The following is a 15,326-nucleotide window of genomic DNA, read 5'->3' as shown; positions in this document are numbered from 1 at the left end:
GTCGCCCAAGAGCGAACACGAGACGGAGGATGGTATGGCAAGCGACAAGGCAGCAGGCACGTTTCCGGTCGACCAGCCGGTCAAGGCATTGATTCGCGACCACGACATGGTGCGCGCGCTGGCCGACAAGTATCTCAACAGCGACAGCCAGGAAGTGAAAAAGCAGGCCGGGACCCAGATCCTGCAAGCCCTGCACATGCACTCGCGGCTGGAGGAATCGATCTTCTACCCGGCGGTGCGCAACATCGACGCATCCCTGATCGGCCACTTCGAGCAGGACCACCTGAAGGTGGACGACCTGGTCGCGACGCTGGAAGGCATGTCGCTCGACGACAGCCACAGCGACACCCTGATGCGCGAACTGCTCGGCGCCGTCACGGCCCACATCCAGGAAGAGGAAAACGATTTGTTCCCGCGCATCGAAAGCTCGGGCATGGACCTGACGCCGGTCGGCCTGCAGATGCAATCCTTCGAGGCCAACCTGGTGCACACGCAGGCCCAGATCAGCGACGGCAGCATCCGGCGGCGCTAGGGCTGCAGGCCCGGCGATATGGCGGCCGCTATTTTCCGGCCGACCGTGTCGTCGGGTACGCGGGCAGGCCGTCGTCCAGCTTCATCCAGCTCAGGCGGCTGCGCACGAAAGTGTGGTCGTCTGGCGGCGCCTGTTCGGGGTCGTCGAGGCTGGCGCTGGCGATGTCCAGTTCTTCCGGCCAGCAGGCGTCTTCGAAAGTGAGGGTGGTGCCGCACTGCGGGCAAAAACTGCGCAGCACGTGTTCGCTCGAAGCGAAGCGCTGCGGCTGAGCATGCGTGAAGCGGAAGTCGGCGCGGCGCGCGCTGAACCAGGCCGTGGCGGGCGCGCCCGATACCCGACGGCAATCAGTGCAGTGGCACAGTGTACTGTTGAAAATTTCGCCCCTTACCGTGTACCGAACTGCACCGCAGAAACATCCTCCCTGCAAGTTCATCCTGGTCTCCTTTCTGGCGGCCAACAACAGACTCATCAGTATAAGTGTCCCATCGTTTCGCGCGCCGCCCAATTGTCTTTTCGCTTATTTTAACCAGAGATTCGCGACAGTTCGCGTGGCCCGTCAGACCGTTACCTTACGAAGCAATCAGTCTCGCATCCCGTGTTTCGGGCCAACACTTTGCAGATGCGAGCGGCTTCCCAGCACAAAGGAGAATACTTATGCTGAACCGCGTAGTTACCGTTGCCGCACTTGCCGTCGGCGGCATGATGCTGTCCAAAAAACTCAAGCAAAACCGCAGCGGCTATGGCGCCAGCTCGTCGGTCTCGGAATCCATCGAGATCAACGTTCCGGTCAAGACCGCGTATAACCAGTGGACGCAGTTCGAGGACTTCCCGCAGTTCATGAAGAGCGTTAAGGAAATCCGCCAGCTCGACGACAAGCACCTGCACTGGCGCGCCAACGTGGCCGGCGAAGAGAAGGAGTGGGATGCCGAAATCACCGAACAGATCCCGGACAAGCGCATCGCATGGCGCAGCGTCACCGGCGTGAAGAACGGCGGTGTCGCGACCTTCCACAAGATCTCGGACAACTGCTGCCGCGTCATGGTTCAAATGGACTATGAACCGGAAAACGCGATCGAATCCGTCGGCGACGCCATGGGCGCCGTTCGCATGGAACTGCGTGGCAACCTGCAGAACTTCAAGGAACTGCTGGAAAAGCGCGGCTCGGAAACCGGTGCATGGCGCGGCAAGATCGCGCAGCAGTAAGACCGGTCGCGGCGCCGCTGCACTGCTGAGGCAGCACGCCGGCGTTTTTTGACCAGTTGGTAACATTGCGGCCTGTCGCTCCGAGCGCCAGGCCGTTTTCTTGATTGTCAGCCCGCCTGCGGCACCGGCTTTGCCAGCCCCTTTTCGCGCGCTTCGCGGATCAGGGCGCGCACCGTCTTGTCCGCCGCCTTGCTCTCGCGCTCCATCTCCTTGCCGAGCGCGCCCATCTTCTTGCCGATCGCATCCATCGGCTTGCCGGCTTCGCTCATGCGGCGCCCGATCGCGTCCATCGACTTCTGCGCCTCGCGCATGCCCGGCCCATTGTGCAGCTGGCTGATCTCCTGCCCCGCCGCCGACATCTGCTGGCCGACTTCGCTCATGCGGCCCTGGATGCGCTCGCGCTCCCTGACGCTGTCGGTCGCGCCCAGCTGCTTGCCGAGCTTCTCCATTTCTTCGCCCAGGGCTTCCATGCGCTCCTCGACCACGCGCAGCTTGTCCTCGTCCGGCTTGAAGCCGCGCGCCGCGACGTCCATGTCCTTGCCGAGCGCATCCATCTTCTTGCCGTGCACGTCCATCTCCTTGCCGTACACGTCCATCTGCGCCCCCAGCCGGTTCATCGGCGCCCAGGCGGCATCGACCTTCGCCAGCACGCCGGCATCCTGGATGTACCAGGCCTGGCCGCCCTCGCGGAACCACAGGAAGTCGCCGCCAATACGCCGCTTGGCTTCCTTGATGTCGTCCCAGTCGTCGCTGCTGCCGGTCATGCTCGTGTTCTTGTCGTTGGCGCGCACCACGGCATAGGGTTCCTCCCTGCCCTCCTTGCGCACCACGCGGCGCTCGGCCGGCGCGGCTTGCGGACGGGGCGCGGGCTCGGCACGCGGGGCTGGGGCCGGGGCCGGCTGCGCGGCCTCGGCATGGGCCGGCGCCGACCAGGAGTAGAAGGCGGCCGCGGTGGCCAGGCCCAGGATCGGAAGCGCCAGCTTCCAGTTCAGCGGTTCGGCTTCGGGACGAACCAGGCGTTTGATGCGGGACATAAGATTTCCTCCATGTGCTGCTGGGGCAAGTTGCGGGGTGAACTGGAACAGGTCCAGTTCGGACAATGCAAGTGCCAGGCGCCGCGGTTCGCCGAGCGTGCTTGCGGCTACATCATCTGCAATCTGTTCGCGCTCTTCGCGGATCCGGTTCGACAGCCACCACACGGCCGGGTGGTAGAACAGCAGGATCTCGATCGCGCTCTGGATCAAATTCACTACGTAGTCACAGCGGCGCACGTGCGCCAGTTCGTGCGCCAGCAGCGCTTCCAGCAGCTGCGGCGGCATGCCCGACACCAGCGCCGCCGGCACCAGCACCACCGGGCGCCACCAGCCGGCCGTCACCGGACTGGCTAGGTCGTCAACCAGGCCCAGGGTGACGCGGCGGGCGATGCCCATGCCCCGCGCCATCCTGTCGAGCCGCGCCTGCCAGGCGGGGTCGAGCCGGTACTGCCCCGCCCGGGTCCGCCGGCGCACCCAGGCCAGCCCGAGCACCATGCGCAGGGCCAGCAGGCCGGCGCCCAGCGCCCAGAGCAGCAGCACGAGGGGCAGGCGCTCCTGCAGGATGGATTCCCAGCCTGCGAACTTGCCGGCATCGATGGCGGTTAACGGCAGCGCCGACACGGCGCCCGCCACCGCGCTCGCCGCCGGCACGGGCAGCACGGAGCTGGCCGCGCCGGCGTCCGCTTCGGCCATGCGCGCGACCATTCCGGCCAGCGGCAGGGCCGCGCACAGCAGCAGCGCGCCGCAAGCCACCAGGTAGCGCGCCTGCGGCCGCGCCTTGCGCATCAGCGCCAGCAGCAGCGCGACGGCCCAGCCGACCAGCAGGCCCTGCCACAGGAAATCGATCAGCGCCCAGGCCAGGCTGCTTGCTGCCGTACCGAACCATTCGTCCATCGGGTGTGCCCCCTCATCGTTAGCAACTAGATTAAAAGTTCTAGATAAAATTGTCTAGAACTTTTTTTCTACTTTGGGCCGGACCTGTCCGGCAATGCAGATACTCTAGGCGTGTGCGGGGATGAAGGCCAGCCCGGTGCGACAGGCGGCTGAAATGGCGGAACAGAATGAAAAAACGCCGCCCGGGGTCAGCCGCCCGGGGTCAGGTCTGACATTCGGACACGGACTGCGCCGCCCGGGGTCAGGTCTGACATTCGGACACGGACTGAGCAATACAACGCATCAATGCTCGAGCTCGTGTCTAAATGTCAGACCTGACCCTCGGTGTGCAGAATGAAAAAAAACGCGGCCCGGAGGCCGCGTCAGGATGCCGGACAGCGGGTATCAGTAGACCACGACCGAGCGGATCGACTCGCCCGACTTCATCAGGTCGAAGCCTTCGTTGATGCGCTCGAGCGGCAGGTGATGGGTGATCAGGTCGTCGATGTTGATCTTGTTTTCCATGTACCAGTCGACGATCTTCGGCACGTCGGTGCGGCCGCGCGCGCCGCCGAAGGCGGAGCCACGCCAGGCGCGGCCAGTCACCAGCTGGAACGGACGGGTCGAGATTTCCTGGCCCGCCGCCGCCACGCCGATAATGATCGACTGGCCCCAGCCCTTGTGGCAGCACTCCAGCGCCTGGCGCATGGTGGTGACGTTACCCACGCATTCGAAGCTGTAGTCGGCGCCGCCGTCGGTCAGCTGGACGATGGAGTCGACCACGTTCTCGACCTTGGTCGGGTTGATGAAGTGGGTCATGCCGAACTTGCGCGCCATGGCTTCGCGTTCCGGGTTCAGGTCCACGCCGATGATCTTGTCGGCGCCCACCATCTTGGCCGCCTGGATCACGTTCAGGCCGATGCCGCCCAGGCCGAACACGACCACGTTGGCGCCCGCCTCCACTTTCGCCGTGAAGATCACCGCGCCGATGCCGGTGGTGACGCCGCAACCGATGTAGCAGATCTTGTCGAAGGGCGCGTCCGAACGCACCTTGGCCAACGCGATCTCCGGAACCACGATGTAGTTCGAGAAGGTCGAGGTGCCCATGTAGTGGTACAGCGGCTTGCCGTCCAGCGAAAAACGGGAAGTAGCGTCAGGCATCAGGCCACGGCCTTGCGTGGAGCGGATCGCCTGGCACAGGTTGGTTTTTTGCGACAGGCAGAACTTGCACTGGCGGCATTCCGGGGTGTACAGCGGAATGACGTGGTCGTCCTTGCGCAGGCTGGTGACACCCGGGCCGACGTCCACCACCACGCCCGCGCCTTCATGGCCGAGGATGGCTGGGAACAGGCCTTCCGGATCGGCGCCGGACAGCGTGTAGTAGTCGGTGTGGCAGATGCCGGTCGCCTTGACCTCGACCAGCACCTCGCCGGCCTTCGGGCCTTCGAGTTCGACTTCTTCGATCGTGAGCGGATGGCCCGCCTTCCATGCAACTGCAGCCTTGGTCTTCATGTTTCCCTTCCTGAACCGAGCGTTGGACGCCGCGGATTGCAACGCCGTAAAGTTTGAAATGATAGCAAGGAGTGAGGGTAAGCGTAGCGCGCCGCTGCGTTTTCTGCGGGTATTTGGAAAAAACGATAACACGTAGTAAAGACAGTGTGTATGGACAATCGGTAGCGAGCTGTGCCTGATCAAGTGTTTCCTGCGCACAGTTGAATCCGGTGTGCATATATACAAGTTTTTGAAATACACTATTTTCACCACCCATGAGGTGGCACAAAAAGCGTACGAGGCCTACAGAGCCAAGGCGCAATAACTTTGTTTTCAAACGGAGAAGATTCATGGTAGACAAAAACACTCGCGCATCCTCCCTTCGCGTTTGCCTGGCAGCCCTGGTCGCTGCCGGCGTGTTCGGCAACGCGCAGGCCGCAGCTCCCGACACCACCCGCGTCATCGTCGCCTTCAAGCCGGGTGCCGCTGCCAAGGTGAAGTCGGTGGTGGCAGCGTCCAAGGGCTCGGTCAAGCACGACATCTTCGGCATGAACGCCATGGCCATCGAGGTCCCGGCGGTCGCGCTGAAAGGACTGGAGAACAACCCGAACGTCGAATACATCGAAGAAGACGTGATCCGCAAGCCCTTCGCGCTTACCTCGCCGTCGACCGGCACCCCGTACGCATCGGGCCAGCTGGTCCCGTACGGCATCAAGCAGGTGCAGGCCGACCTGCTGTCGGACGCCAGCGCCGCCAACCGCAAGGTCTGCATCATCGACTCGGGCTACGACCGCAACCATGAAGACCTGTCGGCCAACCCGGTCACCGGCGAATACGACGCCGGCACCGGCTGGTGGTACACCGACGAGAACAGCCACGGCACCCACGTGGCGGGCACCATCGCCGCCATCAACAACGCCGGCACCGGCGTGGTCGGCGTGGCCGCCAACAAGCAGCTCAAGCTGCACATCGTGAAGGTGTTTGGCGCCAACGGCTGGGCCTATTCCTCGACCCTGGCCTCCGCCGCCAACAAGTGCGGCGCCGCCGGCGCCAACGTGATCAGCATGTCGCTGGGTGGCGGGCGCAAGAGCACCACCGAGCAGAAGGCATTCGACAGCCTGTACAGCAAAGGCGTGCTGAGCCTGGCCGCCGCGGGCAACGATGGCAACACGGTGGTCTCCTACCCGGCCGGCTACAGCAGCGTGGTCATGGTCGGCGCGGTCGACGAGAACAAGCAGTGGGCCACCTTCTCGCAGTACAACAGCAGCGTCGAACTGGCAGGTCCCGGCGTCAGCGTCCTGTCGACCGTCCCGATGGGCACCGGCCAGGAAGCCGTCCTGACCGTTGGCAGCAGCACCTACGCCCCGGGCGCGATGGAAGGCTCGCCGGTCAAGACCGCCACCGCACCGCTGGCCGACTTCGGCATCGGCGACAAGGTCAACACCGCTGTCTCGGGCAAGGTCTGCCTGATCCAGCGCGGCACCGTGGACTTCGCGGTCAAGGTCAGCAACTGCCAGAACAGCGGCGGCGTCGGCGCCGTGGTGTACAACAACGTGGCGGGCGCGTTCGGCGGCACGCTGGGCACCACCGTGACCAGCATCCCGTCCGTCACCGCGACCGATCTTGACGGCGCCGCGATGAAGCAGCAGCTGGGCCAGAGCGCGACGGTCGGCATCCGCGCCAGCAACTACGCCTACTTCGACGGCACCTCGATGGCGACCCCGCACGTGTCGGCCGTTGCTGCCCTGGTGTGGAGCTACTTCCCGACCTGTACCGCTGCGCAGATGCGCGCGTCGCTCACCAAGAGCGCGCTCGACCTGGGCACCGCGGGCCGCGACACCAAGTACGGCTTCGGCCTGGTGCAGGCCAAGGCCGCACGCGACCGCATCGCTTCGCTGGGCTGCGGTAACTAAACCCTGGCGCTGCAATGAAAATGGGACGCCTCCGGGCGTCCCATTTTTTCATGCTGGCCCGGATAGATCCAGGCGCATTTCCTGCTCCATGTGCGCGGCCCCCTCGCGCATCAGATAGGGCTCGCCGATCGGCTGGAAGCCCGCGCGCTCATACAGCCTGAGCGCGCCTGCATTCTCGCTGTTCACGCCCAGGTGCACCACCCGGGTCCCACGCGTTCTCGCCCATCCGAGCGCCTCGTCCAATAAAGCAGCGGCCACGCCGCGGCCGCGGCATTGCGGCGCCACCCACATCTGGAACAAATTCATCCTGCCAGCATCCTGCGCATCGACCTTGGCCCACAGCAGGCCGGCGAGCTGGCCTTCCACTTCCGCCACCAGCGCGCAATCGATGCCGGAGACCGCCGACTTCGCCACGCGCGTTGCCCAGCTATCGTCCGGCAGCGCTTCTTCCCGCGCCAGCGTGCTGCCGAAGGCCTCGGGCGCATCCGCCAGCGCGCGCAGGCGGATCGCGCGGTAGGCCTGCCACTCGTCCGCCAGCAAACGCCGCACCAGGACCGCGCCGCCGCTCACTTGGCCGCCGCCTCGCCGGCCGTGAGCGCGCGTCCCTTGGCGGCGTAGTTGGCCGCCTTCGGCGCCGCCGTCCAGGTCGGGCGCTCGGTCGCGTTGGCGATGTCGTACACGCCTTCGGTCAGCATGCGCGTGACGCGCGCCATGTTGTCGTAGTCGAGCTTGTCCCAGGTGTCGTCCTTGCCGTGGTAATCCGAGAAGCCGTAGGCCACCGACAGGGTGTGCGCCGGCACGCCGGCGTCGGCCAGCGACTGGTTGTCGGCGCGCGAGAAGAAGGCGTCGCTGAAGGCCGCATGCTTCCACAGGCGCACTCCCGTGCGTTCGGCGGATTTCTTGAGCATGTCGCCGAGGGTCGAGAAGTCATAGCCGGTCATGGCGATCGAGTTGAGCTGCTTGCCTTCGCTGTCGTCGGTGCGGCCGGTCTGCTCGAGGTTGATGTTCACCACCGTGTCCTTCAGCGGGAACACCGGATGGCGTGCATAGTACTTCGAGCCCAGCATGCCGAGTTCTTCGCCGAAGAAGGTCATGAACACGATGCTGCGGCGCGCTCGCTCCTTGCGTGCGGCCAGCACATTCGCCGCTTCGATCAGCGACACCACGCCGCTGGCGTCGTCGTTGGCGCCGTTGTAGACCTCGCCGTCGCGGATGCCCACGTGGTCGTGGTGCGCCGTCATCAGGACGTAGGTGTTCTTCAGCACCGGATCGGAACCGCGCAGCACGCCGACCACGTTGCGCAGCTTGACCGGGCGGATGCTCGGGGCGGCCACGCGTGCCGTGACGCTTGCCCCGCCCTTCTCCAGCGCCGCTGCGGCGTCAGGCGCATGCAGCAACAGCACCGGCACCGCGCCCTGCGGCGCAGCCTGCTCCGGATCGATCAGCCAGCCGCCGGTGCCGGCACCATGACGGCGCTCGCGGTCGATCATGACGACCAGCAGCGGCTTGCTCTTGAGTTTTTCCTGCAGCTGGCGCGCGGCGCGCGGCACCGGCGGGGCCGGCACCACCAGCACCTTGCCGTTGGCCGCATCGCTGTTGTCCAGCGCATCCTTCCAGCTCATGAACACTGCCGGCGTGGCCGCCAGGGTGACCGGATCGAGGAAGTTGCCGGTCGCGCCGCCGGCCGGCACGGTGACGGTGCTGCTGCCGGCCAGCACGCTCAGGCTCACGTCATCCGCCTTGCGCTCGGCGTATTGCCAGGTCGCGGTCTGGAAGTAGCCGTCGTCGCCGGCCGGCTCCAGGCCCGCCTTGCGGAACTGGGCCGCGATGTAGTCGGTGGCGAGGTCCTGTCCGCGCGAGGGCGTGCCGCGGCCTTCGAGCTGGTCGGAGGAGAGGTATTGCACGTGGGTGCGCAGCGCCTCCGGCGAGATGGTGGCGGCGGTGGGGACCTGGGCGCAACCGGCGCTGGCCAGTGCGAGGACAAGGGCGGTGACGTAAAGACGCATTGCGGATGCTTTCGATGGAAGTGGCTAGAAAGGCAATATCGCATGCTCCGCCGCGGCCGGTCAATCCACGGCAGGCGCAAATTGATACATATGTGGGCGCTGCGCGCGCAGGCGGGCGTCCAGTTCTTCCTCGTCGGGCGGATTCGCGAACACCTGCTCCAGGGTCCAGCCGTTCTTGTCGAGCAGGTAGGCGACCTTCGGGTGGAATTCGCGGTACAGGCCGCTCCTGTCGCGATCGAGGGCGCCGGCGCCGGCGGCGAACAGCGCGTGGTTGTCCTCGAAATCGAAGTCGCCCGCCTTGCCCACGTAGTCGGCATAGCCTTCCAGCAGTCATTCCGGATAGCGCAGCATGACCGTGCGCCCGAAATGGCGCGACACGTCGTTGTGGGTGATCTCGTGCGCGATGAAGTAGGACAGCGGGCGCTGCGCGGCATCGGCCAGCGGGCCGCCATTCGGTGTATGGATCCGGTTGGCCGGGATGTCGGAAGCGCGGATGAAAACCTGCCGGGTCAGCCAGACGTCGGCCGCCCCGCCCAGGCGGGTGCTGAAAGCGCGGCCGTAGAGCCACAGGCGCCAGGGCTCGTTGCAGAAGAAAATCTCGACCGGCGTTTCGCGCTGGTTCAGGGTCGAGGTGCGCAGGCGCCGCGTCACGTCGTCCAGCACCGCGGTGATCTCGCCCGGGATGGGTCGATCCGACCAGATCCGGTAGTTCTCGTAGCGGTAGTCGAACATCGGCTTGGGAGAGGCGGCGGCAAGCGCATACGCGGCGAGCGGCGCCAGCAGGACGGCAAGGAAGGTTCTCAGTATCCGGGCTTTCGGCATCATGCAGGCAAACGTGGCGCAGCGATGGCGGGATGCCGGTGCTGCAAACGGCGCCAAGTTAAGGCATGCGTCTTATTGAAGACTTAACACGGCACGTGCGGGCCGCACTTTATTCACCACGGATGCACTAGTCTTCTTCCCAGGGTTCGCGCGGCGCATCCGGGCGGCGCCGGTAGATCTTGCCCTGGGTGGTGAAGCCGATCAGGCGCGCCACCACCGCCGCGAGGTACATCACGCCGACCAGCATCTCGATGCTGCACAGGGCGCGCGCATGCACGGTGAGCGGAATCACGTCGCCGATGCCGGTGCTCGACAACAGCGCGAAGCTCAGGTAATTCAGCTCGCTCCAGGTACGCGGAGCGGAGGCGTTGACGGCGGCCGCGAAGGTGCCAGGATGCAGTTCCTGCACCATCAGGTACAGGTGGGTGAAGCCCCAGGCCAGCAGGGTGAAGGTGGCGCCGGCGGCGAACAGCTCGTCGGTGGTGGCCCGGCGGTCTTCCATCATGTAGGCGATCAGGCTGCCGGCGGCGTAGAAGTAGAACAGCGCTTCCAGCGCCGAGGACCAGGGCAGCAGCGTGCCGCGCAGGTCGTAGAAGGTCTGCAGCGCCAGCAGGATCACGATCGGCACCGCCAGCGCCACGCTGATCCGGGTCTCGCCCGGCGTGCGCCGCACCATGCGGATGGTCAGCGACAGCACCAGAATGCCGAACACGTTGAAGGCCGTATGCCCGGCGGGTTCGTGCTCGATAAAGGGGTACAACAGCATGCCGAGCAGCTGTACCAGCAGCAGGATGGCCGAGGGGTGGCGGCTGGTATGGATGAGCAGGCGCAGCGGTCGCATGGTCGGTATGGCAAGAGTGGCAACGCTGCCATTGTAAGTTCAGGCGAGCCGAAACAGCGCGCAGAAGTCGCGCACGGCCGCCGCCGGGTCGGCCGCCACGTACACGCTCGTGATCGCCGCCACCATCGAGGCGCCGCGCCGCACCAGCGGCGCCGCATTCAGCGGGGTCATGCCGCCGATCACCACCATCGGCAGGGCCACGCGGTCGCGCCAGACCTCGACCAGTTCGGGCGGCGTGACGAAGCTGTATTTCTTGACCGGGGAGGGATAGAAGCCGCCGAAGGCTACGTAGCTGGCGCCCGCCTGCTGGGCGTTCTCGGCCAGTTTCAGCTCGCCGTAGCAGGAGGCGCCGACGATCTTGCCCGGTCCCAGCAGGGCCCGCGCCTGCGCCACCGACATGTCCGTGCCGCCGACGTGCACGCCGTCGGCGTCGAGGTCGCGGCACAGGTCGATGTGGTCGTTGATCACGAGCGGCCGGTTGTGGCTGCGGCACAGCGCCAGCAGGGCCGCGGCTTGCTCGGCGCGCAAGGCCGGGCTGGCGCTTTTATGGCGGTACTGCACCAGGGATGCGCCAGCAGTCAAGGCGAGGTCGGTGACCGCGAGCAGGCGTTCGGTGTCGTCCCAGTCCGGGGTGACGAGGTAGAGCCCGCGCATGAAGTGTTGTTTCACGATGTTCCTTTCAGTGTGTATGCAGGATGCGGCGCGGGATGCGCTGTCCGGGCGCAATCCGGAAGGCGTGCGCCAGCGTCTGGTGACAGTAGTCCTGGGCATGCTCGAGCGCTTGCGCCATCGGGTCGCCCAGCGCGAGGCGCGCCGCGATGGCGGCGGCCAGCGTGCAGCCGCTGCCGTGGTAGCTGTGCGGCAGGCGCGGCATGCGCCAGCTGCGCTGCTCCATCCCGCCCTGCAGCCAGCGGTTGACGACGACGTCCCCCTCGCCATGTCCGCCGGTGAGCAGCACGTGCTCGCAGGGCAGCGCCCCCAGCGCCGCCGCCTCCGGCAGGTTCGGCACCAGCACGGTGGCCAGCGGCAGCAGCTCGGCCAGCGCGGCGATGGCGTTGCCCTTGCCGAGCGCGTCGCCGTGGCCGCTGGCCAGCACCGGGTCGAGCACGACCGGCAGCTCCGGGGCGGACGCGCGCAGCCGGCGCAGCAGCCGGGCAATCGCCGCCGCGTTCTCGCGGCTGCCGGGAATGCCGATTTTCACCGCGTCGATGCCGAAGGAATCGACCAGCGCTTCGGCCTGGCGCAGGACCAGGCCGGCGTCGATCGGGTGCACCTCGTGCACCCGGTTGTTGTCCTGGACGGTCAGGGCCGTCGCCACCGGCAGCGCGTGGCCGCCGAGGGCGCCGATGGCGGCAATGTCCGCCGCCAGCCCTGCCCCGCCGCCGGGGTCGAGCCCGGCGAACACGAGCACGGTCGGCACCATCAGGTGGCCATGCCCTGCAGCGGCGACGAGGGCGAGGCCGCGAAGCGCTTCGGCATGCGCCCCGCCAGGCGCGCCTCGCGCCCGGCGATGACGGCGTGGCGCATCGCGCGCGCCATGCGCACCGGATCGTGGGCAGCCGCGATCGCGGTGTTCATGAGCACGCCGTCGCAGCCGAGCTCCATCGCGATCGCCGCATCCGAGGCCGTGCCGACGCCGGCATCGACCAGCACCGGCACCGATGCCTGCTCGATGATGAGCGAGAGGTTCCAGGGATTCAGGATGCCCATGCCGGAACCGATGAGCGAGGCCAGCGGCATCACGGCGACGCAGCCGATCTCCTGCAGGATGCGGGCCTGTACCGGGTCGTCGCTGCAATAGACCATCACGTCGAAACCGTCGCGTACCAGGACCTCCGCCGCCTTGAGCGTTTCGGGCATCTGGGGGAACAGGGTCTTCTCGTCGCCCAGCACCTCCAGCTTGACCAGCTTGCGTCCGCCCAGCAGTTCGCGCGCCATCTGCAGCGTGTACACGGCGTCTTTCGCCGTGTAGCAGCCGGCCGTGTTGGGCAGGATGGTGAATTCGTCCAGGGGCAGCACGTCGAGCAGGCTGGGGGCATTCGGGTCCTGGCCGATGTTCACGCGGCGGATCGCCACGGTGACGATCTCGGCGCCGGCTGCCAGCGTGGCCTCGCGCGTCTGCGCCAGGTCGCGGTACTTGCCGCTGCCGACCAGCAGGCGCGAAGCGTACTGGCGCCCGGCGATGGTCAGGAAGTCGTTCTCTACGATTGCATTCATTGTCATCTCCTTGTTTTCAACCGCCGCCGATGGCGCGCACGATGTCCACCTTGTCACGGGCCTGCAGCCGGCGCTGCGGCCACTGCTGGCGCGGCACCACTTCGCGGTTGACCGCCACCGCCACCGCCTGCTCGGCCAGGCCAAGTTGGCCAGCCAGGTCCAGCAGCGAGACGCCCGCCGGCACCTGGTACGGGGCGCCGTTCAGTTCGATCTCCGTCATCAGACCTCCCGGTACAGCCTGGCGCCGCCGCGCACGAACTCGATCGCCTTTTCTTCCATGCCCTTCGCCAGCGCGGCCCCTTCGGCCACGCCGCTGGCGGCGGCATACTCGCGCACTTCCTGCGTGATCTTCATCGAACAGAAATGCGGGCCGCACATCGAGCAGAAGTGCGCCACCTTGCTTGACTCCTTGGGCAGGGTCTCGTCGTGGAAGGCCCGCGCCTTGTCCGGGTCGAGGCCGAGATTGAACTGGTCTGCCCAGCGGAATTCGAAGCGCGCTTTCGACAGGGCGTTGTCGCGCAGCTGGGCGCCAGGGTGGCCCTTGGCCAGGTCGGCCGCGTGGGCCGCGATCTTGTAGGTGATGATGCCGTCCTTGACATCGTTCTTGTCGGGCAGGCCCAGGTGCTCCTTGGGCGTGACGTAGCACAGCATGGCGGTGCCGTACCAGCCGATGGTGGCGGCGCCGATGCCCGAGGTGATGTGGTCGTAGCCGGGCGCGATGTCGGTGGTGAGCGGCCCCAGGGTGTAGAACGGCGCTTCGCTGCACTGTTCCAGCTGCAGGTCCATGTTCTCCTTGATCAGGTGCAGGGGCACGTGGCCGGGGCCCTCGATCATGGTCTGCACGTCGTGTTTCCAGGCGATCTGCGTGAGCTCGCCCAGGGTCTTCAGTTCGGCCAGCTGGGCTTCGTCGTTGGCGTCGTAGATCGAGCCGGGACGCAGGCCGTCGCCCAGGCTGAAGGAGACGTCGTAGGCCTTCATGATCTCGCAGATCTCCTCGAAATGCGTGTACAGGAAGGATTCCTTATGGTGCGCCAGGCACCACTTGGCCATGATGGAACCGCCGCGCGAGACGATGCCGGTCAGGCGCTTGGCCGTCATCGGCACGTAGGCCAGGCGCACGCCGGCGTGGATGGTGAAGTAGTCGACGCCCTGCTCCGCCTGCTCGATCAGGGTGTCGCGGTAGATTTCCCAGGTCAGTTCCTCGGCCTTGCCGCCGACCTTTTCCAGCGCCTGGTAGATCGGCACCGTCCCGATCGGCACGGGCGAATTCCGGATGATCCACTCGCGCGTCTCGTGGATGTGCTTGCCGGTCGAGAGGTCCATCACGTTGTCGGCGCCCCAGCGGATCGCCCAGGTCATCTTTTCCACTTCCTCGCCGATCGAGGACGTCACGGCGGAGTTGCCGATGTTGGCGTTGATCTTCACCAGGAAATTACGGCCGATGATCATCGGCTCGATTTCCGGGTGGTTGATGTTGGCCGGGATGATGGCGCGGCCACGCGCCACCTCGTCGCGCACGAACTCGGGCGTGATCTCGGCGGGGATGCTGGCGCCGAAGGACTGGCCCGGATGCTGGCGCGACAGCAGGCTGGCCACGCGCGCGCCCATCGGGCCGGAATCGACCAGCGAAGCCAGGTATTCCTTGCGGCGCAGGCTTTCGCGCAGGGCGACGAATTCCATCTCGGGCGTCACGATGCCCTGGCGTGCATAGTGCATCTGGGTGACGTTGCGCCCGCTGCGGGCGCGGCGCGGGGTGCGCTGCAGCTCGAAGCGCAGGGCCGCAAGGGCCGGGTCAGCCAGGCGCGCCTTGCCGTAGTCGGACGTGGGTCCCGCCAACTCCTCGGTATCGCCCCTTTCGAGGATCCACGGCGAGCGCGGCGTACCCAGGCCGCGGCGGATGTCGATGCTGGCTGCCGGGTCGGTGTAGGGTCCGGAAGTGTCGTAGACGAACAGCGGCGGATTCGCCTCGCCGCCGAAGCTGTCGGGTGTCGGGGATTGCGAAATCTCGCGCATCGGCACGCGGATGTCAGGCCGGCTGCCTTCGATGTAGACCTTGCGCGAGTTGGGGAAGGGTTCGATGGCCGCCTGGTCGACCGTGGCGGTCGCGGCTTCGAATTTGAGCGGTGCGTTCATGTGGCTCCTTTGCGGAGCCAGCAAAGGAGTGTGCCAGGATCGGCCAGGCAGGCGCGTGCGCGCCCTGGGCCGTGTTCTGACTGCTTCCCTTCGCTGGCATTATCCAGATCAGGTTCGGAGGGTATTTCTCACCCGCGTGTCGCGTTTGCGACAGCAGGACCCCTAGCGTGTGCCGCGCCCGGCTTTCCGGAACGCAGCGGGGCGGATTATAGCCGCATCTACTCTATAATGGTTCTTTTCGCACAATTTTTTAGTTGACCA

The 15,326-nt window shown here is 66.2% G+C and carries 16 protein-coding genes and 1 riboswitch; of the genes, 3 read left to right on the top strand and 13 right to left on the bottom strand.

The features are described from left to right. Positions 1-34: 34 nt before the first annotated feature. A complete protein-coding gene (locus FG94_RS10005) occupies positions 35-532 on the top strand; it encodes a hemerythrin domain-containing protein (protein WP_036210547.1) in 498 nt (165 codons plus the stop codon). 28 nt (positions 533-560) lie between these two features. On the opposite strand, the gene FG94_RS10000 is transcribed toward FG94_RS10005, so the two are convergent. Further along, entirely contained in the window at positions 561-965 is a 405-nt protein-coding gene (locus FG94_RS10000; RefSeq protein ID WP_036210544.1) for a GFA family protein, read from the bottom strand. A gap of 221 nt (positions 966-1,186) precedes the next feature. On the opposite strand from FG94_RS10000, the gene FG94_RS09995 reads away from it, so the two are divergent. Then, a complete protein-coding gene (locus FG94_RS09995; protein ID WP_081925909.1) occupies positions 1,187-1,735 on the top strand; it encodes an SRPBCC family protein in 549 nt (182 codons plus the stop codon). 107 nt (positions 1,736-1,842) lie between these two features. Here FG94_RS09995 and FG94_RS09990 read toward each other — a convergent pair whose 3' ends face one another. Beyond that, positions 1,843-3,663 (bottom strand): M56 family metallopeptidase, encoded by a 1,821-nt coding sequence (locus FG94_RS09990; RefSeq protein WP_036210541.1) that lies wholly within the window; start codon positions 3,661-3,663, stop codon positions 1,843-1,845. Positions 3,664-4,047: 384 nt separating this feature from the next. Then, positions 4,048-5,154, bottom strand: coding sequence for an S-(hydroxymethyl)glutathione dehydrogenase/class III alcohol dehydrogenase (locus FG94_RS09985; RefSeq protein ID WP_036210538.1), 1,107 nt, complete (start codon positions 5,152-5,154; stop codon positions 4,048-4,050). A 329-nt stretch (positions 5,155-5,483) separates the two neighbouring features. Here FG94_RS09985 and FG94_RS09980 point away from each other — a divergent pair, with 329 nt between their 5' ends. Continuing rightward, entirely contained in the window at positions 5,484-7,046 is a 1,563-nt protein-coding gene (locus FG94_RS09980) for a S8 family serine peptidase (RefSeq protein WP_036210535.1), read from the top strand. Positions 7,047-7,094: 48 nt separating this feature from the next. Here FG94_RS09980 and FG94_RS09975 read toward each other — a convergent pair whose 3' ends face one another. From FG94_RS09975 to thiC, 10 genes are all read right to left on the bottom strand, one after another. Continuing rightward, positions 7,095-7,616, bottom strand: coding sequence for a GNAT family N-acetyltransferase (locus FG94_RS09975; protein WP_036210532.1), 522 nt, complete (start codon positions 7,614-7,616; stop codon positions 7,095-7,097). Continuing rightward, positions 7,613-9,052 carry a M28 family metallopeptidase gene (locus FG94_RS09970; protein WP_036210529.1) on the bottom strand — a complete coding sequence of 480 codons (1,440 nt, stop codon included), beginning with the start codon at positions 9,050-9,052 and terminating at the stop codon, positions 7,613-7,615. The genes FG94_RS09975 and FG94_RS09970 overlap by 4 nt, the downstream gene beginning before the upstream one ends. 60 nt (positions 9,053-9,112) lie before the next feature. Further along, the gene (locus tag FG94_RS09965) at positions 9,113-9,358 is read right to left on the bottom strand and encodes a hypothetical protein (RefSeq protein ID WP_036210526.1); all 246 of its coding nucleotides are present in this window, start codon (positions 9,356-9,358) and stop codon (positions 9,113-9,115) included. Positions 9,359-9,382: 24 nt separating this feature from the next. Then, on the bottom strand, positions 9,383-9,877 hold the full coding sequence (locus FG94_RS09960; RefSeq protein ID WP_036210523.1) for a hypothetical protein: 495 nt from the start codon (positions 9,875-9,877) through the stop codon (positions 9,383-9,385). Between the two features lie 124 nt (positions 9,878-10,001). Then, positions 10,002-10,715 carry an ion channel gene (locus tag FG94_RS09955; protein WP_036210521.1) on the bottom strand — a complete coding sequence of 238 codons (714 nt, stop codon included), beginning with the start codon at positions 10,713-10,715 and terminating at the stop codon, positions 10,002-10,004. 39 nt (positions 10,716-10,754) lie between these two features. Continuing rightward, positions 10,755-11,369, bottom strand: a complete 615-nt coding sequence (gene thiE, locus FG94_RS09950) for a thiamine phosphate synthase (RefSeq protein WP_036210519.1) — start codon at positions 11,367-11,369, stop codon at positions 10,755-10,757. A 25-nt stretch (positions 11,370-11,394) separates the two neighbouring features. Then, positions 11,395-12,138, bottom strand: coding sequence for a hydroxymethylpyrimidine/phosphomethylpyrimidine kinase (locus FG94_RS09945; protein ID WP_036210517.1), 744 nt, complete (start codon positions 12,136-12,138; stop codon positions 11,395-11,397). Further along, entirely contained in the window at positions 12,138-12,932 is a 795-nt protein-coding gene (locus tag FG94_RS09940; protein WP_081925908.1) for a thiazole synthase, read from the bottom strand. Before FG94_RS09940 ends, FG94_RS09945 begins: the two co-directional genes overlap by 1 nt. 16 nt (positions 12,933-12,948) lie before the next feature. Beyond that, positions 12,949-13,152 (bottom strand): sulfur carrier protein ThiS, encoded by a 204-nt coding sequence (gene thiS, locus FG94_RS09935; protein ID WP_036210512.1) that lies wholly within the window; start codon positions 13,150-13,152, stop codon positions 12,949-12,951. Then, positions 13,152-15,065: a phosphomethylpyrimidine synthase ThiC gene (gene thiC / locus FG94_RS09930; RefSeq protein ID WP_036210509.1), complete on the bottom strand. Its 1,914-nt coding sequence runs from the start codon at positions 15,063-15,065 to the stop codon at positions 13,152-13,154. The genes thiS and thiC overlap by 1 nt, the downstream gene beginning before the upstream one ends. A gap of 68 nt (positions 15,066-15,133) precedes the next feature. Beyond that, positions 15,134-15,239: riboswitch (TPP riboswitch) on the bottom strand. Positions 15,240-15,326 lie beyond the last annotated feature (87 nt).

The sequence above is a fragment of the Massilia sp. LC238 genome, assembly GCF_000735635.1.
Lineage (GTDB): Bacteria > Pseudomonadota > Gammaproteobacteria > Burkholderiales > Burkholderiaceae_D > Telluria > Telluria varians.
This window is presented reverse-complemented; position numbering and strand designations above follow the sequence as displayed.